We start from the raw sequence: 22370 nt of genomic DNA on the forward strand, positions 1-22370 counted from the left end.
CTGGTAACCCCCGACCGGGAGCTGGGTTATCTATATCGCGGATATCCCCATAGGGGCGTGGGCGATACCCTACGAATGGGAAGCATGCGCGCCAGTTTGATCGACACCAGTGAGCTAGAACAGCCGACCGAATCCATCGCCCAGCGGATCGTCGAGGCGGTAGCGACCTTCGAGAACGTCGATCCGATCGACCTCTCGGAACCGGTCTTCGAGTTCATCGATCCGGACGCGCTGGACGCCGTTGTCGCGTCCGCGACGGCCGACACGAACCTCTCGATCACCTTCGAAGCGTGGGGGCACGACATCGGCGTCAGCGGCGACGGCGACGTCAGCATCGACGGCGAAGTCCGGGACAGCGTGACGACGCCGGAGGGGACGGACACCGCGGATTCCGGCGGGTGGTGAGATGCGACCGCAGCGCGGCGTGACGCGCATCGAATCGGAGAGCCATCCGGAGCGCAGCGACGCGTCAGCCACCGATCGAACCTGTTCGAACTGCGGACGAATACTGAAAACAGGCGAGTGGCATCCCGTCGGAACGGGGACCGATCCGGACGGTGGCCTCGTCCTCCACGTATTCTGCGACGAGGACTGTCAGACGACCTGGACGGAGTGAATCGACCGCGGGGCTAGAGCGCGTCGACGACGGCTCGCGTGACGTCCTCGGTCCCGGCGTCGCCGCCGAGATCGGGCGTCCGGGGACCGTCTTCGAGCACTGTTTCGACGGCCGCGCGAACGCGCGCAGCCGAATCGTCGTAGCCGAGGTGGTCGCACAGCAATGCCGCGCTCAGGATCATCGCCGAGGGGTTGGCGACGCCCTCGCCGGCGATGTCGGGCGCGGAGCCGTGGACCGGCTCGAACAGCGCGTTGTCCGGGCCGACGTTCGCGCTCGGCAGCAGGCCGAGTCCGCCCACCAGGCCCGCCGCCAGATCCGAGAGCATGTCGCCGGCCAGGTTCGGACAGATCACGACCCCGTAGTCCTCAGGGTGCATGATCAGGTGCATCGCGAGCGCGTCCATCAGCGCGTCGTCGAACTCGTGGCCGCCCTCTGCAGCGACGGCTTCACACGCCGCCAGGAACTTGCCGTCGGTCTTCTGCATGACGTTTGCCTTGTGCGCGACCGTCACGTCCTCGAATCCGTTCTCCTCCGCGTACTCGAAGCCGAACTCGGCGATCCGCCGGGACGCCGACTCCGTGATCAGTCGCGTCAGCGTCGTGACGTCGTCGGTCAGGTCGTCCTCGATGCCGGCGTAGACGCCCTCCGTGTTCTCGCGGACGAAGACCAGATCGGTCTCCGGTTTGACCGCGTCGACGCCCGGATAGGCGCGGGCCGGCCGCACGTTCGCGAAGGAGTCGACGGCTTCCCGAAGCGGGAGGATCACGTCGGCCGCGGTCTCGCCCGCCGCGCCGAACAGCGTCGCGTCGGCCTCGGCGGCCAGGTCGTAGGTCTCCTGGGGCAGCGCCTCGCCCCGCTCTTCTTTCACGTGGTCGCCGGCCTCGCCCTCGACGAACTCGAGATCCAGGTCGAGGGCTTCGAGCACTTCGACCGCCGCTGGCAGTACCTCGCCGCCGATCCCATCGCCGGGAATGACTGCAATCGTGTCTGTCATGCCGGTACCTGCGAAGTGGCCCGAAAAGAGGGTATCGATCCGTCGAAATCGCCTGGCCTGCCGTCCCGTCCGCTGGTCGAATGTCAGCCGTCGACGTAGGGCAGGCCGGCCGCCGTATCGGAGATGGCCTGCTGGTTGGCCTTCATCAGGGCCGTCGTGTCCCAGATGCCGTCGACGAGGGCCTTCCGCTGGCCCTCGTCGACCGTCACGTCGACCGTCTTGCCGTCGTAGGTAACGGTCTCGGCCGCGACGTCGATGTCGATCTCGGCGTCGGGGTTCTCGTCGACGAAGTCCTGCAGTGCCTCGACGGTCTCCTGGTCGGCGGTGACCGTCGGCATCCCGAGTGCGAGACAGTTGCCCGCGAAGATCTCGGCGAAGGACTCGCCGATGAACGCGTCGATGCCCCAGCGCATGAGGGCCTGCGGGGCGTGCTCCCGGGAGGAGCCACAGCCGAAGTTCGCGTTGACGACCATGACGTTGGCGTCCTGGAACCGCTCCTCGTTGAGCGGGTGGTCCTTCTCGTTGTCCTCCTCGTCGAAGCGCTGGTCGAAGAAGGAGAACTCCCCGAGGCCGTCGAAGGTGACGACCTTCATGAACCGCGCGGGGATGATCTGGTCGGTGTCGATGTCGTTCCCGCGGATGGGGACGCCGCTCCCGGAGACCGCCTTCACTTCGGGGATCTCGACTTCGTCGCCACCGTCAGTTCGCGGTTCCCTGCGGTCACCGCTCACTCGTTCCGAGGACTCGCTTCGCTCGTCCTCGCGCGTCATACGGAGACCACCTCTTCCAGGTCGCGCACGTCAGTCACTTCCCCAGTGACCGCCGCGGCGGCGACCATCTGCGGATTCATCAGGACCGTCCGGCCGTCCTTCGAGCCCTGGCGGCCGACGAAGTTCCGGTTCGAGGAGGAGGCACACGCCTCGTCGCCCTCGAGCTGGTCTTCGTTCATGCCCAGACACATCGAACAGCCGGCGTTACGCCAGTCGAAGCCGGCTTCCTCGAAAATGTCTTTCAGGCCCTCCTCCTCGGCGGCGCGCTGGACGCGCTGGCTGCCGGGGACGACGAACGCGCGCACGTCGTCGGGGACCTGTCGGCCCTCGACGATCTTCGCACCGCGTCGCAGGTCGGGCAGGCGAGCGTTGGTACAGGAGCCCAGGAACGCCACGTCGATGTCGTAGCCCTCCATGGTGTCGCCGGGTTCGACGCGCATGTGCTCCTGGGCGCGTCGAGCCGTGTCCTGCTTCTCCGGGGGCAGGTCCTCCGGGGCCGGAATGGGCTGGGTGACGCCGACGCCCTGGCCGGGCGTGGTACCCCAGGTGACGACGGGCTCCAGTTCGCCCGCGTCGATGGTGACGACGTCGTCGTACTCGGCGTCCTCGTCGCTGCGGATGGACTCCCAGTAGGGCTTGAGCTCCTCGAACTTCCCGGGATTCTCCTGGAAGTAGTCCGTCTGCTCCAGCCACTCGTAGGTGGTCTCGTCTGGGTTGACATAGCCCGCGCGAGCGCCGCCCTCGATGGACATGTTACAGATGGACATCCGCCCTTCCATGCCCAGGTCCTCGATGGCCTCGCCGGCGTACTCGTAGACGTAGCCGACGCCGCCCTCGGTGCCCAACCGGCGGATGATCTCCAGGATGATGTCCTTGGCCTCGACGCCCTCGCCGAGTTCGCCGTCGACCTGGATCTTCCGCACTTTCTGCTTCTCCATCGCGATGGTCTGGGTCGCCAGCACGTCGCGGATCTGGCTGGTCCCGATCCCGAACGCGAGCGCGCCGAACGCGCCGTGCGTGGAGGTGTGGCTGTCGCCGCAGACGATGGTCTTTCCGGGCTGGGTCAGCCCCTGCTCCGGGCCGATGACGTGGACGATGCCCTGCTCGCCGGTGTCGGGCGAGAGGAACTCGATGCCCGCGTCGCGGACGTTCTCTTCGAGTTCGGCCATCATCTCCTCGGCCGCGTCGTCGCTGTAGGGCCGGGACTGGTCGGCCGTGGGAACGATGTGGTCCACGGTCGCGAGCGTCAGGTCCGGTCGGGCGACCTCCAGGTCCCGCTCCTGGAGCATGCCGAACGCCTGCGGGCTCGTGACCTCGTGGATGAGGTGCAGGCCCACGAACAGCTGATCCTGCCCGTTCGGCAGCGTGGTTACCTTGTGATTCTCCCAGACCTTGTCGTACAGTGTGCCTCGACTCATTTTGTGTCGGATCGTCCCTCCGTGCCGCGCTCGAAGACGCGGTCGACGCCCTCGCCGTGGGGCGGCGTGTGGTCCACGTCGCGCATCTCAGTCATCCGCGCGCACCTCCTCCTGTTCGGCCTCCTCGGCGTCCTCCTCGGCCTGCCAGTCGAACAGTTCGCGGAGCCGTGCCCCGACCTCCTCGATCTGGTGGTTCTCTTCTGCCTCCCGAAGCTGTTTGTACGAGGGCCGGTGGGCCTGATTCTCGGCGATCCACTCGCGAGCGAAGGTGCCCTCCTGGACCTCTTCGAGGATCTGTTCCATCCCCTCGCGGTTGATGACGTCTTCGCCGCGCGTGAGACCGCCGTACTCCGCGGTGTCGGAGACGGAGTTCCACATCTCCATGTGGCCGCCTTCGTACATCAGATCGACGATGAGCTTCAGTTCGTTCAGACACTCGAAGTAGGCCATCTCCGGGGAGTAGCCCGCGTCGACGAGCGTCTCGAAACCGGCCTTCACGAGGTCGGTCACGCCGCCACAGAGGACGGCCTGTTCGCCGAACAGGTCTGTCTCGGTCTCCTCGCGGAACGTCGTCTGGATGGTGCCGGCACGCGTACAGCCGATTGCTTTCGCGTAGGCCAGGCCCTCTTCCTTCGCGTCGCCCGTCGCGTCCTGGCAGATGGCCAGCAGACCGGGCGTCCCTTCGCCTTTCTCGTAGTTACGGCGGACCAGGTGACCCGGCGACTTGGGCGCGACCATCGTGACGTCCACGTCTTCCGGGGGCTCGATCTGGCCGTAGTGGATGTTGAACCCGTGGGCGAACTGGAGCGTGTCGCCCGCGTCGAGTTCGTCCCGGATCTCCTCGAACACCGCGGGCTGCACGGTGTCGGGGACCAGCATCTTCACGATATCCGCGCGGGCGGCGGCCTCGACGGGCGTCGCGACCTCCAGCCCCTCGTCCTCGGCGGCCGCCCGAGAGGCGGAACTCTCGCGGAGGCCGACGACGACGTCGACCCCGCTGTCGTGAAGGTTCAGCGCGTGTGCGTGGCCCTGGCTACCGTAGCCCAGCACGGCCACGGTCTTGTCGTCGATGTGTGATACGTCCGCGTCCTCGTCGTAGTAGATCTCGGTGGTGAATTCGTCAGTCATCGTCGGCTGGTGTCTCCGTCTCCGCAGTCAGTTTCACTGTCTCTTCGACCTCGGCGGTCTGCTGTTCGCCCCGTGAGAGCGCCGCGTAGCCGGTCCGGACGATCTCGCGGATGCCGAACTGCTTGTACGCGTCGATGGCGTCGTCGATCTTCTGGACGTTGCCCGTGATCTCGACCGTGATCGTCCGCGGCCCGGCGTCAAGCGTCTCACCGCCGTACATCTCGGTGATCGCGTGGACCTTGTCCGGCTCGTCGCCGTTTACCTTCACGATCACCAGTTCGCGCTGGATCGAATCGTGATCCAGTTCCCGCACCGAGACCACGGGGATGAGCTTCCGCAGCTGCTTTTTGGCCTGCTGGATCCCCGGCCGCGTCTCCTCGATGACGATCGTCATCCGGGCGCGGCTCTCGTCGACCGTCGTGCCGACGGTGAGACTCTCGATGTTGAACTGCCGCCGGCTGAACAGGCCGGAGACCTCCGCCAGCACGCCCGGCTGGTGTTCGACCAGCGCCGACAGCACGGCGCGGCGCGGCTCGTGTCTGGCCTCGGCTTCGGGGTCGATGCGAATACCGTCCTCGTTGCGCCGGCCCTCGGGACGCATCCGTTCGCCCGGGCCCGGCCCTGGGAGTTTTCCTGTCATCGTTAGATCTCGTCCAGATCGGCTTCCGAGAGCGCGAACAGGCTGTTGTCACCGCCGCTGGGCACCATCGGATACACGTTCTCTTCGGGGTCGATGATCGCGTCGACGACCGACGGGCCGTCGTACTCCATCGCGGCCTCGATGACCTCGTCGACCTCTTCGTAGTCCTCCAGCCGGAAGCCGCGAGCGCCGTAGGCCTCCGCCAGCTTGTCGAACTCCGGAACCCACGGGTACTCCGAGGCCATGTGCCGGCCTTCGTAGAAGCCGTCCTGCCACTGGCGAACCATCCCGATCGCTTCGTTGTTCAGGACGACGATGGTGATGTCGAGGTTCTCCCGCACCGCCACCGACAGTTCCTGACTCGTCATCAGGAAGGAACCGTCGCCCTCGAAGGCGACGACCTCGCGGTCCGGCTCCGCGATCTTCGCGCCGATGGCCGCGGGGAACCCGTAGCCCATCGTCCCCAGACCGTGGGAGGTGACCCACGTCCGGGGTTCGGTCCAGGTCCAGTACTGCCAGGCCCACATCTGGTGCTGGCCGACGCCCGCCGTGACGATCGTGTCGTCCGGCATCGCCTCGTCGAACTGCTCGACGACGTACTGGGGCTTGAGCGGGCGATCCTCGGGCATCTCGTAGTCAAGCGGGTACTCGTCCTTCCAGGTCTGGCACTGCTCGCGCCAGGCCTCGGCCTCGGGGGAGTCGGTCATCGCGTCGCCCAGCTGGTCGAGCACCGCCTTCGCGTCGCCCAGCAGGGGGTAGTCGGCCTCGATGTTCTTGCTGATCTCGGCCGGGTCGATGTCCACGTGGACGACGTCGGCGTCCGGCGCGAACGTCTTCACGTCGCCGGTCAGCCGGTCGTCGAAGCGCGTCCCGATGGCCAGCATGCAGTCGGTCAGCGTGATGGCCATGTTGGCGTAGCCGGTGCCGTGCATTCCGGCGATGCCCATCGACAGCTCGTGGGTCTGGTCGAAGGCACCGGTGCCCGGCATCGTCGTCATGACCGGAATCTCGTGTTTCTTGGCGAACGCGCGCAACTCGTCGCTCGCGTTGGCCTTGATGACGCCGCCGCCGGCCAGGATCACAGGTTTATCGGCGTCGGAGATCACGTCGGCCGCCTCGGAGACGGCGTCTTCGTCGGCCTTCTCCGGCGGGTTGTACGTGTCCGGGGTCTCCGGCTTGCCCGGTTCCACGTCGGTCTCGGGCTGGGTCACGTCCTTCGGCAGGTCGACCAGCGTCGGGCCCTGACGGCCCTCGTCGGCCAGCGCGTAGGCCGTGCTCACGTCGTCGCCCACCTCGTCCGGCGAAGCGGCGAAGTGGTTGTACTTGGTGATCGGCTGGGTGACGCCGATGGTGTCGGTCTCCTGGAAGGCGTCGTTGCCCACCAGGTCCGTCGGCACCTGCCCCGTCAGGGCGATCAGCGGGTCCGAGTCCATGCTGGCGTCCGCGATGCCGGTCACGAGGTTCGTCGCGCCCGGGCCAGAGGTCGCCATGCAGACCCCCGGATCGCCGGTGACGATGCCGTATGCGTCGGCGGCGTGGACCGCGCCCTGCTCGTGGGCCATCGTGACGTGAGTCATGTCCGTCTCGCTGTAGAGCGCGTCGTAGACGGGCATGATCGCCCCGCCCTGGACGCCGAACAGGTAGTCGACGCCGGCGTTCTTCAGCGCCGCGACGACGGCGTCCGCGCCGTTCTCGATCGGTTCGACGTGGCTCTCGCCCTCGGGCTGGCCGGGTTTCTCGTCGGTCGCTTCCGCCTCGACTTCGTCCGCGTGCGGTGTCTGTGCGCTATCGCTCATGTCGATTCCTCCGTCGTGTCCGCGTGGTGTGTGGTCGTTGCATGTGTGGCCTCCGGAAATCTATCGGCTGTACCGCAGAATCGGAGTTGTGGCAGGTTGCAGGGGCTATACGGCCCCTACGATACCCGCGAGAATCACGAGCGCGCGGCTGGTGAACGGATCGGATCCGGTCCCGAGCGGCGCGGTCATCGTGTGCCGAAATCTCCCGGCCAGCAGTATAACTCTTCCGAGTCGTGGCGGGCTGTACCGGCCGCTGGCGAACGCTTGCGTCCGAAGCGGAGGTCATCTCAGACCCTGACCTCCTCCTCGGTGACGCCGACTTCGCGGGCGAACTTCTCCAGCACGTCCATGGTGACCCGCTTTTTCTCGGCGCCGTAGTCCTTGACGCGGCGGGTGACCTCGCGGACCTCGTCCTCCGAGGGATCGAACCCGGCGTCGATCAGCCGCTCCCTGACGGAGTGCTGGCCGGTGTGTTTCCCGAGGACGAGTTCGCGCTCGGCGCCCACCATCTCCGGCGTCATGACCCCCGGCTCGAACGTGTCCGAGTTCTCGATGACGCCAGCGGCGTGGATGCCGCTCTCGTGTGAGAAGGCGTTCTCGCCGACGACCGGCTTGTTCGCCGGCACCGGGATCGACGACCGGTCCTCTACGAGCCGCGACAGCTCGGTGATCCGGGTCGTGTCGATCCGCGTGTCGACGTCGTACAGACTCTCGAGGGCCATCACGACCTCCTCGTAGGCCGCGTTGCCCGCCCGCTCGCCGATCCCGTTGACCGACACCTGCGACTGGCTCGCGCCAGCTTCGAAGCCCGACAGCGCGTTCGCTGCCGCCAGCCCGAAGTCGTCGTGTGTGTGGACGTCCACGCGCGCGTCGATCGCGTCGACGACGTTCCCGACCATGTCGTAGAACCGCCGCGGGGTCGCGACGCCGCAGGTGTCCGGAATGTTCACCCAGTCGGCGCCGGCCTCGTCGGCGGCCTGGACGACCTCGATCAGGAAGTCCTCGTCCGTTCGCGTGGCGTCCATCGGCGAGAACATGCACTCGACGCCGGCCTCCGTCACGCGCTCGACGGACTCGACGGCGGCCGCCTTGGCCTCCGCGCGAGTGGCGTGCATGGAGTCTTCAAGCTGGACGTCGCTGGTGGACACGAACACGTGTACCAGGTCGACGCCGCTGTCGAGTGCAGCCTCGACGTCCTCGTCGACCACGCGCGCCAGCCCACAGACCTCGCTGTTCTGTGCGGACTCGGCGATGTCGCGAACGGCCTCGAACTCGGCGTCCGAGTTGACCGGGAACCCCGCCTCGATGACGTGGGTGCCCATGTCGTCCAGCACGGCCGCTATCTCGCGTTTGTCTTCGTACGAGAACGACGTGCGTGGCGACTGTTCACCGTCGCGCAGCGTGGTGTCGAAAATGCGTGCTTCTGTTATCTCAGAAGTGGAATCCAGTGTGCCCTGGAAGAACTCGATCCGCCGGGGATCCCGACGTGCCCTCTGTATCGTTGGACATTGTAGCACTTGGTTCAAAGCCGCGTATCATATATAAACCTGTCCGTGTCCCGGCGATTTCCGCCCCCGTCTCGGGAGGATTTTTGAACGAAGCGGCAGAACTGACGGCCATGTCCCCCGTCCCGCGCCCCCTCGTCCTCCTCCGGCGGTACGCGCTCGTGCTGGAACTGGCGGGGACGGCCACAGCCCTCCTCGCCCTCTGGAACTTCACAGCCCTCCTCGCCCTCTGGAACTTCACAGCCCGCTCCAAGGACGCCCTGCTCGGGGCCGGCGTCGGGATCACCGCGGCCACGGTGTGGCCGTACGTCCGCCGCCGCTACGGGGTCAACCGAGGCTGGGGGAAACTACCCGTCGGCCTCGCCCTGGCCGGGCTCGGCGTGTTCACGTTCACCTTCGCGGACGGGGCCATCCTCCTGCAGCTCGCCTTCGTCCTCGTCGGCGGCTGGCTCGCCCTCGACGGCGCGTACGACCTGCGGTCGGGGGCCGGTCGGACCCGACGGGGCGAACCCGGGCCGATGGACCGGTTCGGCGACGCTGCCATCGTCGGGCAGGCGCTCGAAGACGGTCCCCGCGCAGCCGCGGAACTCGAAGCCGAAGTGGACCTTCCACGCTCGCGCATCGACGAAGCGCTCGACACGCTCCAGGAGGCGAACGTCGTCGAGAAACGCGGCGACCAGTACGAGGCGACGCACGAGGATCGACGTATCACCGACGCGCTCCGGGACGTCCCGGGCCGAACGAGAGAGCGCGTAGACGGCGTCCTCGGTCGTATCCGCCGACCCTTCCGGCTGTTCGGCTGACGCGGGCGTGTCGACATGGCGAGGATTTTTGCCGACCGGGTGCGAGGGACCCGGTATGAGCGATTTCGACCTCGACCTGCAGGCGGTCGAGGACCAGATGGACGACGAGGAGGGCGAGGGCCGGCGAATCGTGCTCGGCATCCTCGACGGGTCCACGGCCGACGAGGAGTGGGTCGCCGCCGTGGACGGGGGCGCGGTCCTCGCGCTCTCGGTGGAAGGCGACGTGAACGAACTGGCCGCCGGCTTCGCCCGCCAGGTCACCGAACTGGGTGGCGAACTGATGCGCTTCCGGGACTTCCTGCTCGTGACGCCCCCCGGCGTCGTCATCGACACCGAACGACTCTGAACCGGTTGCCGGCCGGCGCCTCTCTATGCGACGGAGCCACGACCTGCTATCTTCTCGACAGGGCTACCGCTCGGGAGTGAGTCGTCGATAAAATATCTGGGTCCGTCCCGATCGCCGGAGGCGACCGAGGGACGGTGTTACTTGCGGACGAGGTTCGTCGCGCGGGGGCCTTTGTCGGCCTGTTCGATGTCGAACTCGACTTCCGTTCCCTCTTCGAGGTCCGGGCCGCCGACGTCCTCCATGTGGAAGAAGACGTCCTCGTCGTCGTCCACGTCGTCGTCGTCAGTCTCGATGAATCCGTAGCCGCCTGTGTCGTTGAAGAAATCAACCGTACCGTTTGCCATTACACCCTACCTACCCCCGAGTGGGGGATAACCCTTCCGAGGGTCGAGGTACCACGACCCCCGGCCGGAGATCGGCGGCTCGTCGCTTCCCGTGTCAAAGTTTGACACAGGGGGCAGGTATTTAGCAGCCGAGTGCCTCGTCCGAGAAGCATCGCCATGAAACCGTGCCACAGCTGTCAGGCGGTCATCGACGAGTACGTCCTGGACAAACAACTCGAACCCCTGCGTGAGCTCACAGTCGACGACTTCAACGTCTGTGCGGACTGTGCGACCGTGGTCGCGGACGCGTGCGTGGACTGCGGCGGCGCGGTCTACGTTCCCCGGAGCGAGTCGGGCACTCCGGACCGGTGTCCGGCGTGTCGGTCGGACCACATCGAGCGGACCGGCCGGGACCCCGGCTGGCACGCCGGTCCGACGACGACCTGACCGGCGACGCGCGTCGCCGTGGCGCTGTCATCCGCCGACTCGCCGACGGACGATCCGTCGGCCGGGTCGAGACGGCCCGTGCGAACCTGTTCTGCGAGAACCGTCTCTTTCACCGTCAGCGAAGCGTCAACTGGTGCCCGTCGGGATCCTCGATCCGGACGCCGTCGTCCAGTTCCGTTATCGACCGTGCCCGGTCGGCCACCGCGTCGACGGCAGCCGCCGGATTCTCCGCCCCCAGTCCCACGTCCACGTGGACGCCGCCGCGGCCGTCCGCGAGGCCCAGCTGGGGCTCCCACAGCTCGAAGTCGAAGGGGCCGGCCGTCAGGCGAACGCGCTTGCGGTCGTCGCCCCGCCCCATGAGGTCCAGCCCGAGGTCGCGGTAGAACGATTCGGCCCGCTCGAGGTCGGCCACCTCGAACACGACCTCGAAGATGCCGGTGATGCCGTCCGCCGGGACGTCGTCCATCTCGCGGTCGGCGGCTTCGCCGCCTCCGTTCCGAGACGCCTTCGGCGTCTCGCGTTGCCCGATCTCCACGCAGTTGCCCTCCACGTCGTAGAAGTACAGCGACTTCGCGTCGCCGAACTGGTGTTCGACGAGGTCGAAGGACTCCGAGAGCCGGTCCCACCAGCCGTCGTACGCGCTGGGCGGCGTCGAGAAGGCGTAGTGGGTGTGGACGCCGCCGCGCGGAACGGCAGTGGGGCGCCGGAGGAGCAGGTCGGTGTCCCCCGCCGCCAGCGCGACCTCCCCCTCGCTCTCCCGACGTACGTCGAGGTCGAGGAACGACTCGTAGAACGACTGCGCGCGGTCGAGGTACTTGGCTTCGAGCGCCAGCCACCGCAGGTCGGTGAGCATACGCCACCTTGGCTCCGTCCGGTCTTAACGGTGGGCGACGTCGCTGGACCGAGAGATCACGACTCGCCCGGGCGGTTAACACTGGTAGCCAACGGGCTGCGTTTCGTTGCCAGTTTACGGTTCTTTTTGGGCTCGGACCCCATAGGCCGTCCACATGCCGATGAAAGGCTCGGGGGCGGCCACGGAGTACCGGGAGATCGACCGTCGCGAACACGGCGTCGGCTGGCTCGCCTACCCGAACGAGCGGATGCAGCGTGCCAGTCACGCCTTCGAGGTGGACGGCGACGTGTGGGTCGTCGATCCGGTCGACGTCGAGGGACTGGACGAGTTGCTCGCCGAGTTCGGCGAGGTCGCGGGCGTCCTGACGCTGCTTGATCGACACAAACGCGACTCGGCGGCGATCGCGAATCGCCACGACGTGGCGGTCCACGTCCCAGACTGGATGGACGGCGTCGCCGAGGAACTGGACGCACCGGTCGAGCGGATCCACGTCGAACTCGACGACACGGGGGTCGGCGTGCACAAACTCGTCGACAACCGGTTCTGGCAGGAAGCGGTCGTCTCGATCGAGGAGCAGGACACGCTGATCGTCCCCGAATCGGTCGGCACGGCGAGTTACTTCCTGTCGGCGACCGAAAAGCTGGGCGTCCACCCCATGCTGCGGCTGAAACCGCCGACGAAGCTCCGGCGGTTCTCCCCTGACCGCGTCCTCGTCGGCCACGGCGCCGGCGTCCACGAAGACGCGGCCGAACACCTCCACGAGGCCGTCTCCGGCTCCCGGTCGCGGACGCCGGCGCTGTACGCGAAGATCGGCAAGGAACTGGTCCTCGGGTGAGCTACGCGGTGGCGATCTCGACGTCGTCGAGATAGGTGTTCTCCCACTCGCGACGGTCGCTGATCGCCTCCGTGCCGGTGTCGGTCAGTTCGTAGGAGTTCGTCCGGCGGTCGATCTGTCCCTTGTCGACGAACCCACGCTCGACCAGATCGTCGAGGTTCGGATAGAGTCGTCCGTGGTTGACCTCACCTTCGTAGTAGTCCTCGAGTTCCGCTTTGATGGCCAGTCCGTAGGCCTCGTCGAGGCCGGCCAGGACGTACAACACGTCGCGCTGGAACGCGGTCAGGTCGTGCATCGTCGGTAATCGTTCCGTTCTGACGGAGAAAAACGTGTTGGCAGGGAGACACCATCTTCCAGTCGATTGGTAGCGGGTTCCCTGTCGCCCGCCCGCGCTCGCCCCGCTACCACGGTCCGGCGATGCAGTTAAACCGCCGTATCCAGAACGTCCACCATGGTCTACATTACGCGGGGGCTGGCCGAGACGTTGCTCAGGCTGGGCGAAGAGCGCGACCCGGATTCGGTCACCATCCGGCTCTCGGTGACCCGCGCCGGGGACCTCGACGGCGCCGACCTCCCGCCGGAGCTCCCCGTGTTCACGCACTTCTACATGCCGGAGGCGGGCGGATCGGTCCGCGCCGTGTTCGGCATAGACCTCGGGACGCCCGCCGGCCAGACCCAGGGGGTGTTCGTCTCGCACCCGGTCGGGGAACTGTCCATCTCGGAGCGCGACGACCTCGCCGAGGTCGTCTTCGTCGGCGTGCCGCCGTGGGACGAGGCCTCCTTCGCTGCCTTCGACCGGAGTGGCGACCGGGAGGACCTGACCGTCGTCGACGCCGAACCGCCGGAGGAGACGGTCGCCTAGTCCAGATAGCCCAGGTCCTGGAGCTGTTCGGTGATCTCCTGGAACTCCGATTCGGTGAGCTCCCCGCGTTTCTCGTGCTGGATGACGATGCTTCGGAGGAGGAATCGCACGAGGTCGCTCGTGCTCGAGAAGCTGGTGCCTTCGATGGTCTCCTCGACGCGCTCGGCGAGGTCCTGGGGGATCGAGACGGTGGTGTAGTCGGTCATACACGCAGGCAGGGCCACCGGCCGGATAGGGGTTGTGTTGTCGACGGTCCGCCGGGGAGGCTCCCGCTGCACGGATGCGCCCCGACGAGCGCCGAGGGATAGGGTTTTCGGGGCTGGAATCGATAGTGGGGTACGATGGGAGTTCGGCCACCACAACAGGACGACGACGAACCGGATGCCATCGCATTCGGCATCGCGGCGCTGGACGCCCGGCTCTCCGAGACCGGGGTGTCGTTCCCGGCCGATAGAGACACCCTGGTCGCGGCGCTCGGCGACCGGAAGATCCCCTACAACGCGGCCGGCAACGAGGTCGCCATCGGCGAGGTGATCGACCGCGCCGGCCGGGAGACCTTCGAGTCCGAACAGGAACTGCTCAACGTCCTCCACCCCGTGTTCGAGGACATGCGCGAGTCCGCCTCCTCGAGCGTCATCATGCAACTGCGCGCGCTGGTCCCCTTCTAGCTCGACGCCCGTTCTATCGATCGCCGGTCGAGGCCACTTCGTCCGGTTCGGCGTCGGCCTCCGTCTCGACGGCGGAGGGGCGCTCCGACACCGGTTCGGCGCCGGCGCCCGAGTCGTCTCCGCCCAGCTGTTCGGCCAGATCCTCCAGTCGGCGGGTCTGTTCGCGGTTCAGCGTGACGATCATGTCCGAGAGGACGCCGAAGATCAGTAGCTGAATGCCGACGATGATCGTGAACACGCTCACGATGGCGATGACCTCGTGGGAGGTCCGGGGCGGGACGAACCAGTCGTAGGCGACGTAGGCCCCGAGGACGACGCCGACGAGCGAACTGAGCGTGCCGACGCTCCCGAAGTAAAAGAGCGGGTTGTTGGTCTTGGCCATCCGGTAGAGCGTGAGGATGATCGTCGCGCCGTCGCGGAACGGGTGGAGGTTCGTCTCCGAGTCGTCGGGACGTGCCTCGTAGCGGATCGGGACGACCTCGGTCCGGACGCCGTGTTTGACGCACTCGACGGCCATCTCCGTCTCGATGCCGAAGCCCGAGGCGGTGAGCGAGAGGCGTTCGGCCGACTCGAGTGTAAACGCGCGATACCCGCTCAGGATGTCCGCCAGGTCGCGGCCGTGGATCCAGCGGAACGCGCGGTTGATGACGCGGTTGCCGGTCTGGTTGAGCCGCGACATCGCCCCCGCTTCCATGTCGGCGAAGCGGTCGCCGATGACGTGTTCGGCGCGCCCCTCGAACAGCGGTTCGAGCATCGCGTCGGCGTCCTCCGCCCTGTAGGTGTCGTCGCCGTCGAGCATCAGGACGTAGGGGGCCTCGACGTGCCGGAGGGCTTCTCGGACGGCCTGGCCCTTCCCCGATCCGGACTGCCGGATCACGCGAGCGCCGTGCTCGCGGGCGATGTCGCGGGTCCCGTCGGTGGAGTCGCCGTCGACGACCAGCAGGTTCTCGAACCCGTGCTCGGAGAACGACTCGAGCACCGTGGCGATGGTCTCTGCCTCGTTCAGCGTCGGCACGAGTACACAGACCTCCGAGCGATCGGGCATCGTCGCCCACTCCTCACGGCGAGCGCAAAAAGGTACGGTTCCCGACGCGGACCCGTCCCCCGACGGTCAGTCCTCGTCGCGTTTCTCGCTCATGTGCTCCCACATCTCGGTACACCCGCACCCGTCGGTCACGTCCTGTAGATGCTCGTCCGCGTCGTCCGGCGTCCGGTTGTCCGACATGGTTACTCAGACTCTGAGTAACTCTATACGCAAGCAGCATTAAATACCTTTCGGCGGGTTTACAAGGCCGGCCGGCCAATTCGGCCGACATGAGCGACGAAGCGGCGGGCCTGCTGGATCGGCTCGGCCTCACCGAGTACGAGGCGACGGCCCTGCGGGAGCTGTTGACCCTGGGGCGAACCACGGCCCCGAACCTGGCCGAAGCGACGGGCATCCCGAAAGCGCGGATCTACGGCGTGCTCGACGCGCTGTCGGACCGTGGGTTCATCAAGACGATTCCCGGCCGACCGAAGGAGTACCAGCCAAAGCCCCCGGACGAAATCCTCGATCGCGCGCGGGAGAATCGCCGCCAGGAGTTCGAGCAGTTCGCCCAGGAGATCGAAGACCTCCGCGAGTCGTTCCTGGCGGAGTTCGGACCGCGCTTCGAGCGCGCGAGCGAGGATATCACCCCCACCGAGGAGCTGTTCCACGTCGTCGACGTCGGCCAGCCCAGCGAGCGCGAGACTCGCCAGCTCTACGGCGACGCCGCGGAGCGAATCAGCGTCATCACCAAGAGTTTCGAGTACTTCGGCTCGGTCCGGCCGGCCTTCGAGGACGCCATCGACCGGGGGATAGACGTCGACGCGCTCTTTCTCCACCCCGACCTGCTGGAGCCGGAGAATCGACCGATCCAGTCGGAGATGGTCGAGCGGATGCGGGAGTCGTATCCCGCCGTGGACCTGCGGTTCAGCGAAGAACCGCTCCCCTGGCGCGGCACCGTCGCCGACCCGAGCATGGACTACGAGACCGGGCGGGCGATCATCCTCGTCGAGGAGAAGGAGGTGCCGCTGCACATGCGCCAGGCCGCGATCACCGACAACGGGTCGTTCGTCGCCGGCCTCTCCCGGTACTTCGAACTGGTCTGGGAACACGAGAGCGTCCCGCCGACGGATCTCTGAGGACGACACCCCTCAGAGCGTGACGTTCTGCCTGACAGTGGTTCGAAACCGGGCCGAGAGGACGACCAGGACGGCGAAGTACACCGCCGCGCCGACGGAGACGAGCAGGATCGCCTCGACCAGTCCGCGCTGGGAGAGCTCCAGCACCACGTCACGGACCGGGAACAGGACGCCAGCCATGACGAGCGCGGCGAGCAACTGTCGAGCGAGTTCGCCCCACGGGATCGGGAAGGCGACGAAGCCCGTCAGCGCGTAGTAAGCGATCACGAGGCTGATGAGGGCAGCTGTGGCCGTCCCGACCGCGGCGCCGATCCAGCCGTAGAGAGAGACGAGCGCGACGTTGAGCACGACGTTGGCGGCGACGAAGACGAGGTTGATCCGGAAGGCCACGTCGGGCTCGTTGATCGCGTTCAGCGTCATGATGAACTGGGCCCCGTAGGCGTATATCAGCCTCGCGAGCACGAGGATCGCGAGGACGGTCGCGGCCCGCTGGAACTCCTGTCCGTAGAGCCCGAGGACGGACTCGCCGACGACGAGGACGCCGACGAACCCGGGGATCAGAAAGAGACCTGTGTAGGCCAGACCGTTGCCGAGGAGTTCGCCCACGGCGTCGCGCTCGTCAGAACTGTCGAGTTCACTGATCGTCGGGAAAAGCGACTCGGAGATGGAGTTGCCGAAGATGGCGAGCAGCGAGGCGAGGTTCCACGCCACCTCGTAGTAGCCGATAAGACTGGAGCCGACGAACACGCCCAGAACCACCGTGTCCATCGCCGAGAAGGACCGCTGCTCGATCCCTGACAACCAGGAGTACTTGGTGAACCCGAGCACACTCTCCAAGTGCTCACGGGAGGGAAGCCGGGGTCGGGTCGACAGCAGCAGGAGGCCGGCGAGGATCGCCACGACCGCGCCGGCGACGTAGCCCCAGACGAGGCCGGCGACGCCGCCACCGATGATCCCGAGGAAGACCACGGCGAGTTGCACGCCGCTCCGGACCACTCGGTCGATCGGTCGGAGCAGTGCGGCGTAGTGGACCTTCTGCTCACCGTGGAGCGTCGAGGAGACGAGCGAGAACGCGAGGACGGCGGCCAGCGCGACGATCAACAGCAGCGTCCCCTCGAACCCGAGGTAGTCGTCGAGGTACGGGCGGCCCGCGATGAGGAGGGCGACGACCACGGCGTACAGCGCCCCCTGGATCAGGATGCCGGCGCCGAGGTAACGGTCACCATCGCCGACCTCGCTCACCCGCTTGATGACCGCCTGGTGGAGACCGGAGCCGAAGCCCGTCCGCAACCAGACGAGGACGGCGATGAAGAGGGCGTAGGTCCCGAGGGTGGCGCTGCCGAGCTCGCGGGCGATATACAGCGTCGCGACGAAGCCCGCGAGCGAGGCGAGCATCTCGGACCCGAAGTGAACCACCGAGGTCTGGCCGATTCGCACAGGTCACTTGGCACGGGCCTCCGTAATAAGCGTCGTGAAACATCCGACCGGACGGTTCCCCACCGCGGTTCCCAGGCGATCACCCGACCCGCCGAACCAGCGATCGGAGCCGGGCGGCGACGTCCGTCACCTCGAAGGCGACCGTCGAGGCGGGGAGACAGGCGTCGAGTCGCGGGATCGCGAGCGGGTTCGGCGAGGGACCGACGAGTGACGGCTCGGAGGTGACGGCGATTTCGTGGGTCTCGGCGACCACTTCCGCCGCGCGCTCGTCGAACCCTCCGTAGGGGTAGCTGAAGCAGTCGACTGCCACGTCGAGGCGGTCTTCGAGCCACTCCTTCGCGTCCAGGATCTCGGCTGCCACGGCGCCCCGGTCGGGCAACTCCGCGAGGTTGGCGTGGGAGAACGTGTGGTTCCCGATCGTATAACGGTCCTGGGCGGCGATCTCCTGGAGCTGGTCGGTCGTCAGCGATACATCGTGTGCCGCCGCGCCGAGGTCGTGGCGCTCCCGTAACCGATCGAGATTCTCGTCGTCGACGAACGCGGAATTGACGAAAAGCGTCGCCGGCGCGTCGAACTCCGAAAGGACCGGGAGGGCGTGTTCGTAGACGTTCCGGAAGCCGTCGTCGAACGTGATCGCGACGCGTTTCGTCGACGTTTCGGTCGTCGCCAGCGTCTCCAGGTCGACGAGTTCGTACCGGGCCGCGATCCGACGGATCTGGTCGCGGAACACGTGCACCGGGACGTCCCAGCGGTAGTCGATGCCTGGGACGCCGCCGACGGAGTGGTAGAGGAGCACCGCGTCACGACGGTTTCCGAACAGTGACGCGAATCGGGTGCGCTGTTCGAGAGACGCTAGCGCGTGCCAGGCCCCGGGCCGGGACTCGGGCCACGACCGCGAATCGGCGGACTCGGCGAACGGGGCCGGAACTGGCGTCACGGGTCGATTTCGGCAGGATGGCCACATAATTCTTCGGTCGGCGAGGGTCCGGACGACGTCCTGCCCCCATCGTCCGCCGAGCGTTCCATCAGGGAGGAATGTAGGTCGTGTTTAGGTAATCAATTCGTGCCGACTGGGGTGTGCGAGCAGAACCACATGCTTCCAGAGGAGGGTGATCGAGAGTGTTCCCAGCCCAAGCGGGCAAACGACTCACCTGTTCCGTGATTTAGGACGTATGGGCGTCGACGATACGCGAGAACCGCTGGAACTGACGATCGACGGTACACTGCTCGGCATTCTTCACCGCCGCGGTGGCTAACTCGTTCTGTCGATCGGAGGATTCCACGATAGCGGCCACAGTCGTAGCGAGGTCGGCGCCGTTGGAGTAGGACAGCGCCGCGCCATCCAACTCGTCGGGAATAGAGTAACGGTCCGGAAGAATCATGGGACAGGGGTGCATGAGCACGTCGAAGAGGACGCCGGAGTTCCAGGTCAGCCCCCAACGTTCAGCTCGTTCACCCTCGTCCTTGGAAATCGGATTGAGCAGGAGATCCGACCCCTGAAAGACTTCCGCGTAGGTGTCGGTCTCGATCCATTCTGTGAAATACTGGACATCGTAGCCCCGGTCCGCGAGATCTGCTGCCCGTTCAACGATCCGCTCGCCATAATCACCTTGCGGCCGACCCAATAACGTAAGTCGGATATCGTCACCGAATGTAGGAAGCAGTTCGGTACCAAATGCGTCCAAGACGACATCGTAGTCGCGACGATCGACGATGCTCCCTGGGATAGTTACCCGGACCGGACCGTCGTCGGTTGCTGCCGATGTCGTACCGGAGTTTGCTCCCTCGTCAGTCTCGACGGGGTCGTACACCGACGGCGAGAGCGCATGAATAGACTGTGATAAAGTGTAGGTAGATTCGATATGTCGTCGTGACTGCTCGAACGGGACGAGGATCCCGTCCATCCGCTTCAGGATGGGCGGTCGAAAAATGTTTTTACAGTTCGTACTGATTGTCGTGGTCAATCCACCCCCCGTAGAGAAGACGAGCTGGCGTTCAAACCAAGCGCGCGCATTGTGGGGCCAGAGTACAGTCGCGCAGTCGGGGTTGAACCGTAGGTATTTCACGTAATCTCCGATGGTTCCCTCAATCGTGTTGATGAACAAAACGTCGAGGTCCCGTTTACACCGGCGTTCGATTCGGTCGAAGAACTCTCGACTGGGCTCGCCGACGACGGTCTCGATGTCGTCAGTAGGGACGTTCTCATCGACCTTCTCCATTCCCACTTCGGTGGTAAATAGCGTTGGCTGACCGTCACCGTGGGCGGCGATACGAAGATACCGGGTGAGCAGTTCCTGGTGCCCGTGGTTGTTGGTAAGTTCCAAAAAGCCAACTCTGGAGACATCCTGCATTAGTAGCCCGGAATCGTGCCCCACAGATCAAAATTTCGGGAGGTTGACGGCGTTGGACTCAGGTTCAGTCGTTAGCCGGCGGAGACTCGGTCCGGGTGAGAGGCCCACTTCCGATTCGTTCGACTCGACCGCCGAGTTCGAAGGCACCCCATAAGTCAACGATCAACCCATCCGACAGATCTCGAATCATGGACTCGCGATCGCGGAAGTACGTGTGATCGACGGCGAGAATGACTGCATCGGAACCTGGGATGGCCGTTTTCAAGGCCGCGTCGCGTTCGCTGGGTTCGATCGAGAGGGGCTCCACCGATTCGACGTCGATGCCCGCCCGTTCCAAATCGGAGATGATATCGATCGTAGGCGAGGCGACTTCGTCGGGTACGTCACGCTTGAACCCGCGTCCAAGAACTACGACGGAGGACGGATCCAATTCAACGACGCGATTTACCACCAGGTCCGCGTAGGCATCGTTCGCTGCGCGGGCCTCCGAAAAGAGGTCCGCTGGCAGGTCATCGACCCACTCTTCGGTTACGAAGTAGGGATCCTTCGTCAGGCACTTCCCACCGACAGTCCCGGGTGTCGGGATGTCGTTACGGGGGTACTCGTCATTGGCGAGCGCGATAGCACGATGAGCGTCGACGCCGAGGCGGTCGGCTGCGAGTGCGAACTGATTGGCGATGGCGAAACGCGCGTCGCGGTAGGCATTGTCGATCAGTTTGATGAACGCGGCCGTTTCGTGGTCTACGTACCGCGGGTTCCCAGGGAGATCTTCCAGCAATACGTCGATAACGGCGTGAGGTCGTCCATTATTCGTCCCAACGATCTTCGGGAGCGACCGCAACTCCTCGATTGCACGTCCCTCCGCCAACCGTTCAGGGAACGTAACGTAGTCGAGGTTGGCGGGTTCCGTGCCGACACCGTCTGCAATCATGACTCGGGTTCGCTCTGTGATCGCTACTGGAAGGGTAGTCCGATTGATAATCGTCTGGTCCGGATCGATGTGCTCACAGTAGCCAGTCAGGACATCGAGATAGGACTCGATCTGGTCTGCGGGCGCGTTCAGCGTCACGCCGACGACGTTTGCGTCGGCGACCCGACTCCGTTCAGTCGTCGCGGTTAGCTGGCCCTCTGCCACTGTTCTGGAGATTAGCTCGTCGAGGCCCGGCTCTTCGAAGGGTGCATCGCCGGCCATGATCGCATCAACGATCTCCTCGTCCACGTCGACACAGGTGACGGTGTGACCCTCATCGGCCAGCACGGCCGCCCAGGGAAGCCCAATTCGCCCGGCTCCGATCACACAGATGTCGGTGTTATTCGTCATAGCGAGTCCTGTAGGCATCGATGTACCATTCAAGCGTTTCTTCCAGGTCGTACTCAGGCGTCCAATTCAGGAGCCGTTCAGCTTTCGAACAGTCAGGCACGCGACGCGTTACGTCCTTCTCGAAACTGGATTCAGTATCGATTCGGGGCTCCCCGGATCGGCCGACCTTGTCCCAGACCAGTTCGATTAGTTCGATGATGCTGGTCTCACGTGTAGCTCCGATATTGATCGCTTCATTGGCGGCCGATGATGCCTCCATGCAACGGTAGAGTCCCCGCACGGTGTCGCGAACATCAGTGAAACAGCGAGTTTGCTGTCCGCTCCCTTTCACTACGACGGGATCCTGTTCCTCGGTATCAATCTTGCGCACCATGTCAGGAATGACGTGTCCATGCCCGACCTCGTCGGCAGGCCAATCGCGCGGTCCGACCGCGTTAAAGATTCGCGGGGCGACATACTCGAGGCCATACTCGCGGTGATACGCGTCGCAGTAGTATTCTCCGTTGAGCTTTTGGAACCCATAGCTACCTGGCGGCGGTGGAATCTCAGTAGTCATCGTTTCCGGCGTCGGGAAACGCTCGGCTTCGGCGTACAGCATGGACGAACTGGCAAACAGGAAACGATCGATGTCGGCATCGACGCAGGCTTCGATGAGACGATGGTTGAGGCGGTCGTTTTCGGTGATGATCGTGGCCGGTTTCTCGCGGAGGTAGCCGACACCGCCGATACGGGCGGCGAGGTGATAGACCTTCGAGTGATCAGCGACGAGACTCTCCAGGTCCTCGTACGTCGTCAAATCTGCGTCGATCACCGTCAGGTCTGGGTGGTCGGCAACGGTGGCGAGGTTCTCCGGAGCTCCCCGCGACTTGTCGTCAACGACCGTGATCGTATGGTCCTCAGACAACAACAACTCAACGAGGTGTGAACCGAGAAAGCCGGCCCCCCCTGTCACTAACGTACTCATAGAAATGTAAGGGAGGTCGACACCCATAGCAATTTCGCTATTATCAAACAGGTCTCTTTCCGTTCGTTGCTACATAGGTTTCGATCCTACTCTTCGGTCGATCAGGAAACATTCCTCTCCGCCTGGATCA

Annotated in this window: 27 protein-coding genes; 9 read left to right on the top strand and 18 right to left on the bottom strand. The window is 65.4% G+C overall.

The window, feature by feature from the left end; translation table 11 throughout:
- Positions 1–75 precede the first annotated feature (75 nt).
- Positions 76–405: a HalOD1 output domain-containing protein gene (locus U5918_RS01490; protein WP_335998942.1), complete on the top strand. Its 330-nt coding sequence runs from the start codon at positions 76–78 to the stop codon at positions 403–405.
- A gap of 1 nt (position 406) precedes the next feature.
- Positions 407–616, top strand: a complete 210-nt coding sequence (locus U5918_RS01495; RefSeq protein WP_335998943.1) for a DUF7576 family protein — start codon at positions 407–409, stop codon at positions 614–616.
- A gap of 13 nt (positions 617–629) precedes the next feature.
- On the opposite strand, the gene U5918_RS01500 is transcribed toward U5918_RS01495, so the two are convergent.
- From U5918_RS01500 to U5918_RS01530, 8 genes are all read right to left on the bottom strand, one after another.
- Entirely contained in the window at positions 630–1610 is a 981-nt protein-coding gene (locus tag U5918_RS01500) for an isocitrate/isopropylmalate dehydrogenase family protein (RefSeq protein ID WP_335998944.1), read from the bottom strand.
- Between the two features lie 83 nt (positions 1611–1693).
- Positions 1694–2380 (bottom strand): 3-isopropylmalate dehydratase small subunit, encoded by a 687-nt coding sequence (gene leuD / locus U5918_RS01505; RefSeq protein WP_335998945.1) that lies wholly within the window; start codon positions 2378–2380, stop codon positions 1694–1696.
- A complete protein-coding gene (gene leuC / locus U5918_RS01510) occupies positions 2377–3798 on the bottom strand; it encodes a 3-isopropylmalate dehydratase large subunit (protein WP_335998946.1) in 1422 nt (473 codons plus the stop codon). The genes leuD and leuC overlap by 4 nt, the downstream gene beginning before the upstream one ends.
- On the bottom strand, positions 3795–3893 hold the full coding sequence (locus U5918_RS18595; protein ID WP_472779937.1) for a DUF7989 family protein: 99 nt from the start codon (positions 3891–3893) through the stop codon (positions 3795–3797). Before U5918_RS18595 ends, leuC begins: the two co-directional genes overlap by 4 nt.
- Positions 3886–4926, bottom strand: a complete 1041-nt coding sequence (ilvC, locus tag U5918_RS01515) for a ketol-acid reductoisomerase (RefSeq protein ID WP_335998948.1) — start codon at positions 4924–4926, stop codon at positions 3886–3888. Before ilvC ends, U5918_RS18595 begins: the two co-directional genes overlap by 8 nt.
- The gene (gene ilvN / locus U5918_RS01520) at positions 4919–5566 is read right to left on the bottom strand and encodes an acetolactate synthase small subunit (protein ID WP_335998949.1); all 648 of its coding nucleotides are present in this window, start codon (positions 5564–5566) and stop codon (positions 4919–4921) included. Before ilvN ends, ilvC begins: the two co-directional genes overlap by 8 nt.
- A 2-nt stretch (positions 5567–5568) precedes the next feature.
- The gene (ilvB, locus tag U5918_RS01525) at positions 5569–7362 is read right to left on the bottom strand and encodes a biosynthetic-type acetolactate synthase large subunit (RefSeq protein ID WP_335998951.1); all 1794 of its coding nucleotides are present in this window, start codon (positions 7360–7362) and stop codon (positions 5569–5571) included.
- A gap of 287 nt (positions 7363–7649) precedes the next feature.
- Positions 7650–8888 (bottom strand): LeuA family protein, encoded by a 1239-nt coding sequence (locus U5918_RS01530; RefSeq protein ID WP_418771144.1) that lies wholly within the window; start codon positions 8886–8888, stop codon positions 7650–7652.
- A 92-nt stretch (positions 8889–8980) separates the two neighbouring features.
- Here U5918_RS01530 and U5918_RS01535 point away from each other — a divergent pair, with 92 nt between their 5' ends.
- Both U5918_RS01535 and U5918_RS01540 read left to right on the top strand, forming a co-directional pair.
- Entirely contained in the window at positions 8981–9670 is a 690-nt protein-coding gene (locus U5918_RS01535) for a hypothetical protein (RefSeq protein ID WP_335998954.1), read from the top strand.
- Between the two features lie 55 nt (positions 9671–9725).
- The gene (locus tag U5918_RS01540; protein ID WP_335998956.1) at positions 9726–10016 is read left to right on the top strand and encodes a DUF5779 family protein; all 291 of its coding nucleotides are present in this window, start codon (positions 9726–9728) and stop codon (positions 10014–10016) included.
- A 137-nt stretch (positions 10017–10153) separates the two neighbouring features.
- Here the strand turns inward: U5918_RS01540 and U5918_RS01545 are convergent, their stop codons facing one another.
- The gene (locus tag U5918_RS01545) at positions 10154–10360 is read right to left on the bottom strand and encodes a cold-shock protein (RefSeq protein WP_335998958.1); all 207 of its coding nucleotides are present in this window, start codon (positions 10358–10360) and stop codon (positions 10154–10156) included.
- Positions 10361–10516: 156 nt separating this feature from the next.
- Between U5918_RS01545 and U5918_RS01550 the strand changes: the two genes are divergently transcribed.
- Entirely contained in the window at positions 10517–10786 is a 270-nt protein-coding gene (locus U5918_RS01550) for a DUF7571 family protein (RefSeq protein ID WP_335998960.1), read from the top strand.
- Positions 10787–10901: 115 nt separating this feature from the next.
- On the opposite strand, the gene U5918_RS01555 is transcribed toward U5918_RS01550, so the two are convergent.
- Entirely contained in the window at positions 10902–11639 is a 738-nt protein-coding gene (locus U5918_RS01555; RefSeq protein WP_335998962.1) for a VOC family protein, read from the bottom strand.
- A gap of 154 nt (positions 11640–11793) precedes the next feature.
- Here U5918_RS01555 and U5918_RS01560 point away from each other — a divergent pair, with 154 nt between their 5' ends.
- Complete coding sequence (locus U5918_RS01560; protein ID WP_335998963.1) at positions 11794–12474, top strand: hypothetical protein; 681 nt, start codon at positions 11794–11796, stop codon at positions 12472–12474.
- 1 nt (position 12475) lies between these two features.
- Here U5918_RS01560 and U5918_RS01565 read toward each other — a convergent pair whose 3' ends face one another.
- The gene (locus U5918_RS01565; RefSeq protein WP_335998964.1) at positions 12476–12769 is read right to left on the bottom strand and encodes a PadR family transcriptional regulator; all 294 of its coding nucleotides are present in this window, start codon (positions 12767–12769) and stop codon (positions 12476–12478) included.
- Positions 12770–12925: 156 nt separating this feature from the next.
- Here U5918_RS01565 and U5918_RS01570 point away from each other — a divergent pair, with 156 nt between their 5' ends.
- Positions 12926–13336 carry a JAB/MPN domain protein-containing protein gene (locus tag U5918_RS01570; RefSeq protein WP_335998966.1) on the top strand — a complete coding sequence of 137 codons (411 nt, stop codon included), beginning with the start codon at positions 12926–12928 and terminating at the stop codon, positions 13334–13336.
- On the opposite strand, the gene U5918_RS01575 is transcribed toward U5918_RS01570, so the two are convergent.
- Entirely contained in the window at positions 13333–13542 is a 210-nt protein-coding gene (locus tag U5918_RS01575) for a ribbon-helix-helix domain-containing protein (RefSeq protein ID WP_335998967.1), read from the bottom strand. The two genes, U5918_RS01570 and U5918_RS01575, sit on opposite strands and share 4 nt — an antisense overlap.
- Before the next feature lie 135 nt (positions 13543–13677).
- On the opposite strand from U5918_RS01575, the gene U5918_RS01580 reads away from it, so the two are divergent.
- Positions 13678–14004 carry a DUF5789 family protein gene (locus U5918_RS01580; protein ID WP_335998968.1) on the top strand — a complete coding sequence of 109 codons (327 nt, stop codon included), beginning with the start codon at positions 13678–13680 and terminating at the stop codon, positions 14002–14004.
- Between the two features lie 13 nt (positions 14005–14017).
- Here U5918_RS01580 and aglJ read toward each other — a convergent pair whose 3' ends face one another.
- Positions 14018–15049, bottom strand: a complete 1032-nt coding sequence (aglJ, locus tag U5918_RS01585) for an S-layer glycoprotein N-glycosyltransferase AglJ (RefSeq protein ID WP_335998970.1) — start codon at positions 15047–15049, stop codon at positions 14018–14020.
- Positions 15050–15318: 269 nt separating this feature from the next.
- On the opposite strand from aglJ, the gene U5918_RS01590 reads away from it, so the two are divergent.
- A complete protein-coding gene (locus tag U5918_RS01590; protein ID WP_335998972.1) occupies positions 15319–16167 on the top strand; it encodes a TrmB family transcriptional regulator in 849 nt (282 codons plus the stop codon).
- Between the two features lie 12 nt (positions 16168–16179).
- Here U5918_RS01590 and U5918_RS01595 read toward each other — a convergent pair whose 3' ends face one another.
- From U5918_RS01595 to U5918_RS01615, 5 genes are all read right to left on the bottom strand, one after another.
- Positions 16180–17604 (bottom strand): oligosaccharide flippase family protein, encoded by a 1425-nt coding sequence (locus tag U5918_RS01595; protein ID WP_335998974.1) that lies wholly within the window; start codon positions 17602–17604, stop codon positions 16180–16182.
- Positions 17605–17683: 79 nt separating this feature from the next.
- On the bottom strand, positions 17684–18541 hold the full coding sequence (locus tag U5918_RS01600) for a polysaccharide deacetylase family protein (RefSeq protein ID WP_335998976.1): 858 nt from the start codon (positions 18539–18541) through the stop codon (positions 17684–17686).
- Between the two features lie 226 nt (positions 18542–18767).
- Complete coding sequence (locus tag U5918_RS01605; RefSeq protein ID WP_335998978.1) at positions 18768–19955, bottom strand: glycosyltransferase family protein; 1188 nt, start codon at positions 19953–19955, stop codon at positions 18768–18770.
- Positions 19956–20019: 64 nt separating this feature from the next.
- Complete coding sequence (locus tag U5918_RS01610; RefSeq protein ID WP_335998980.1) at positions 20020–21276, bottom strand: nucleotide sugar dehydrogenase; 1257 nt, start codon at positions 21274–21276, stop codon at positions 20020–20022.
- Positions 21266–22240, bottom strand: coding sequence for an NAD-dependent epimerase/dehydratase family protein (locus U5918_RS01615; protein WP_335998982.1), 975 nt, complete (start codon positions 22238–22240; stop codon positions 21266–21268). The genes U5918_RS01610 and U5918_RS01615 overlap by 11 nt, the downstream gene beginning before the upstream one ends.
- Positions 22241–22370 lie beyond the last annotated feature (130 nt).

The sequence above is a fragment of the Halorientalis sp. LT38 genome (assembly GCF_037031225.1).
Taxonomy (GTDB): domain Archaea; phylum Halobacteriota; class Halobacteria; order Halobacteriales; family Haloarculaceae; genus Halorientalis; species Halorientalis halophila.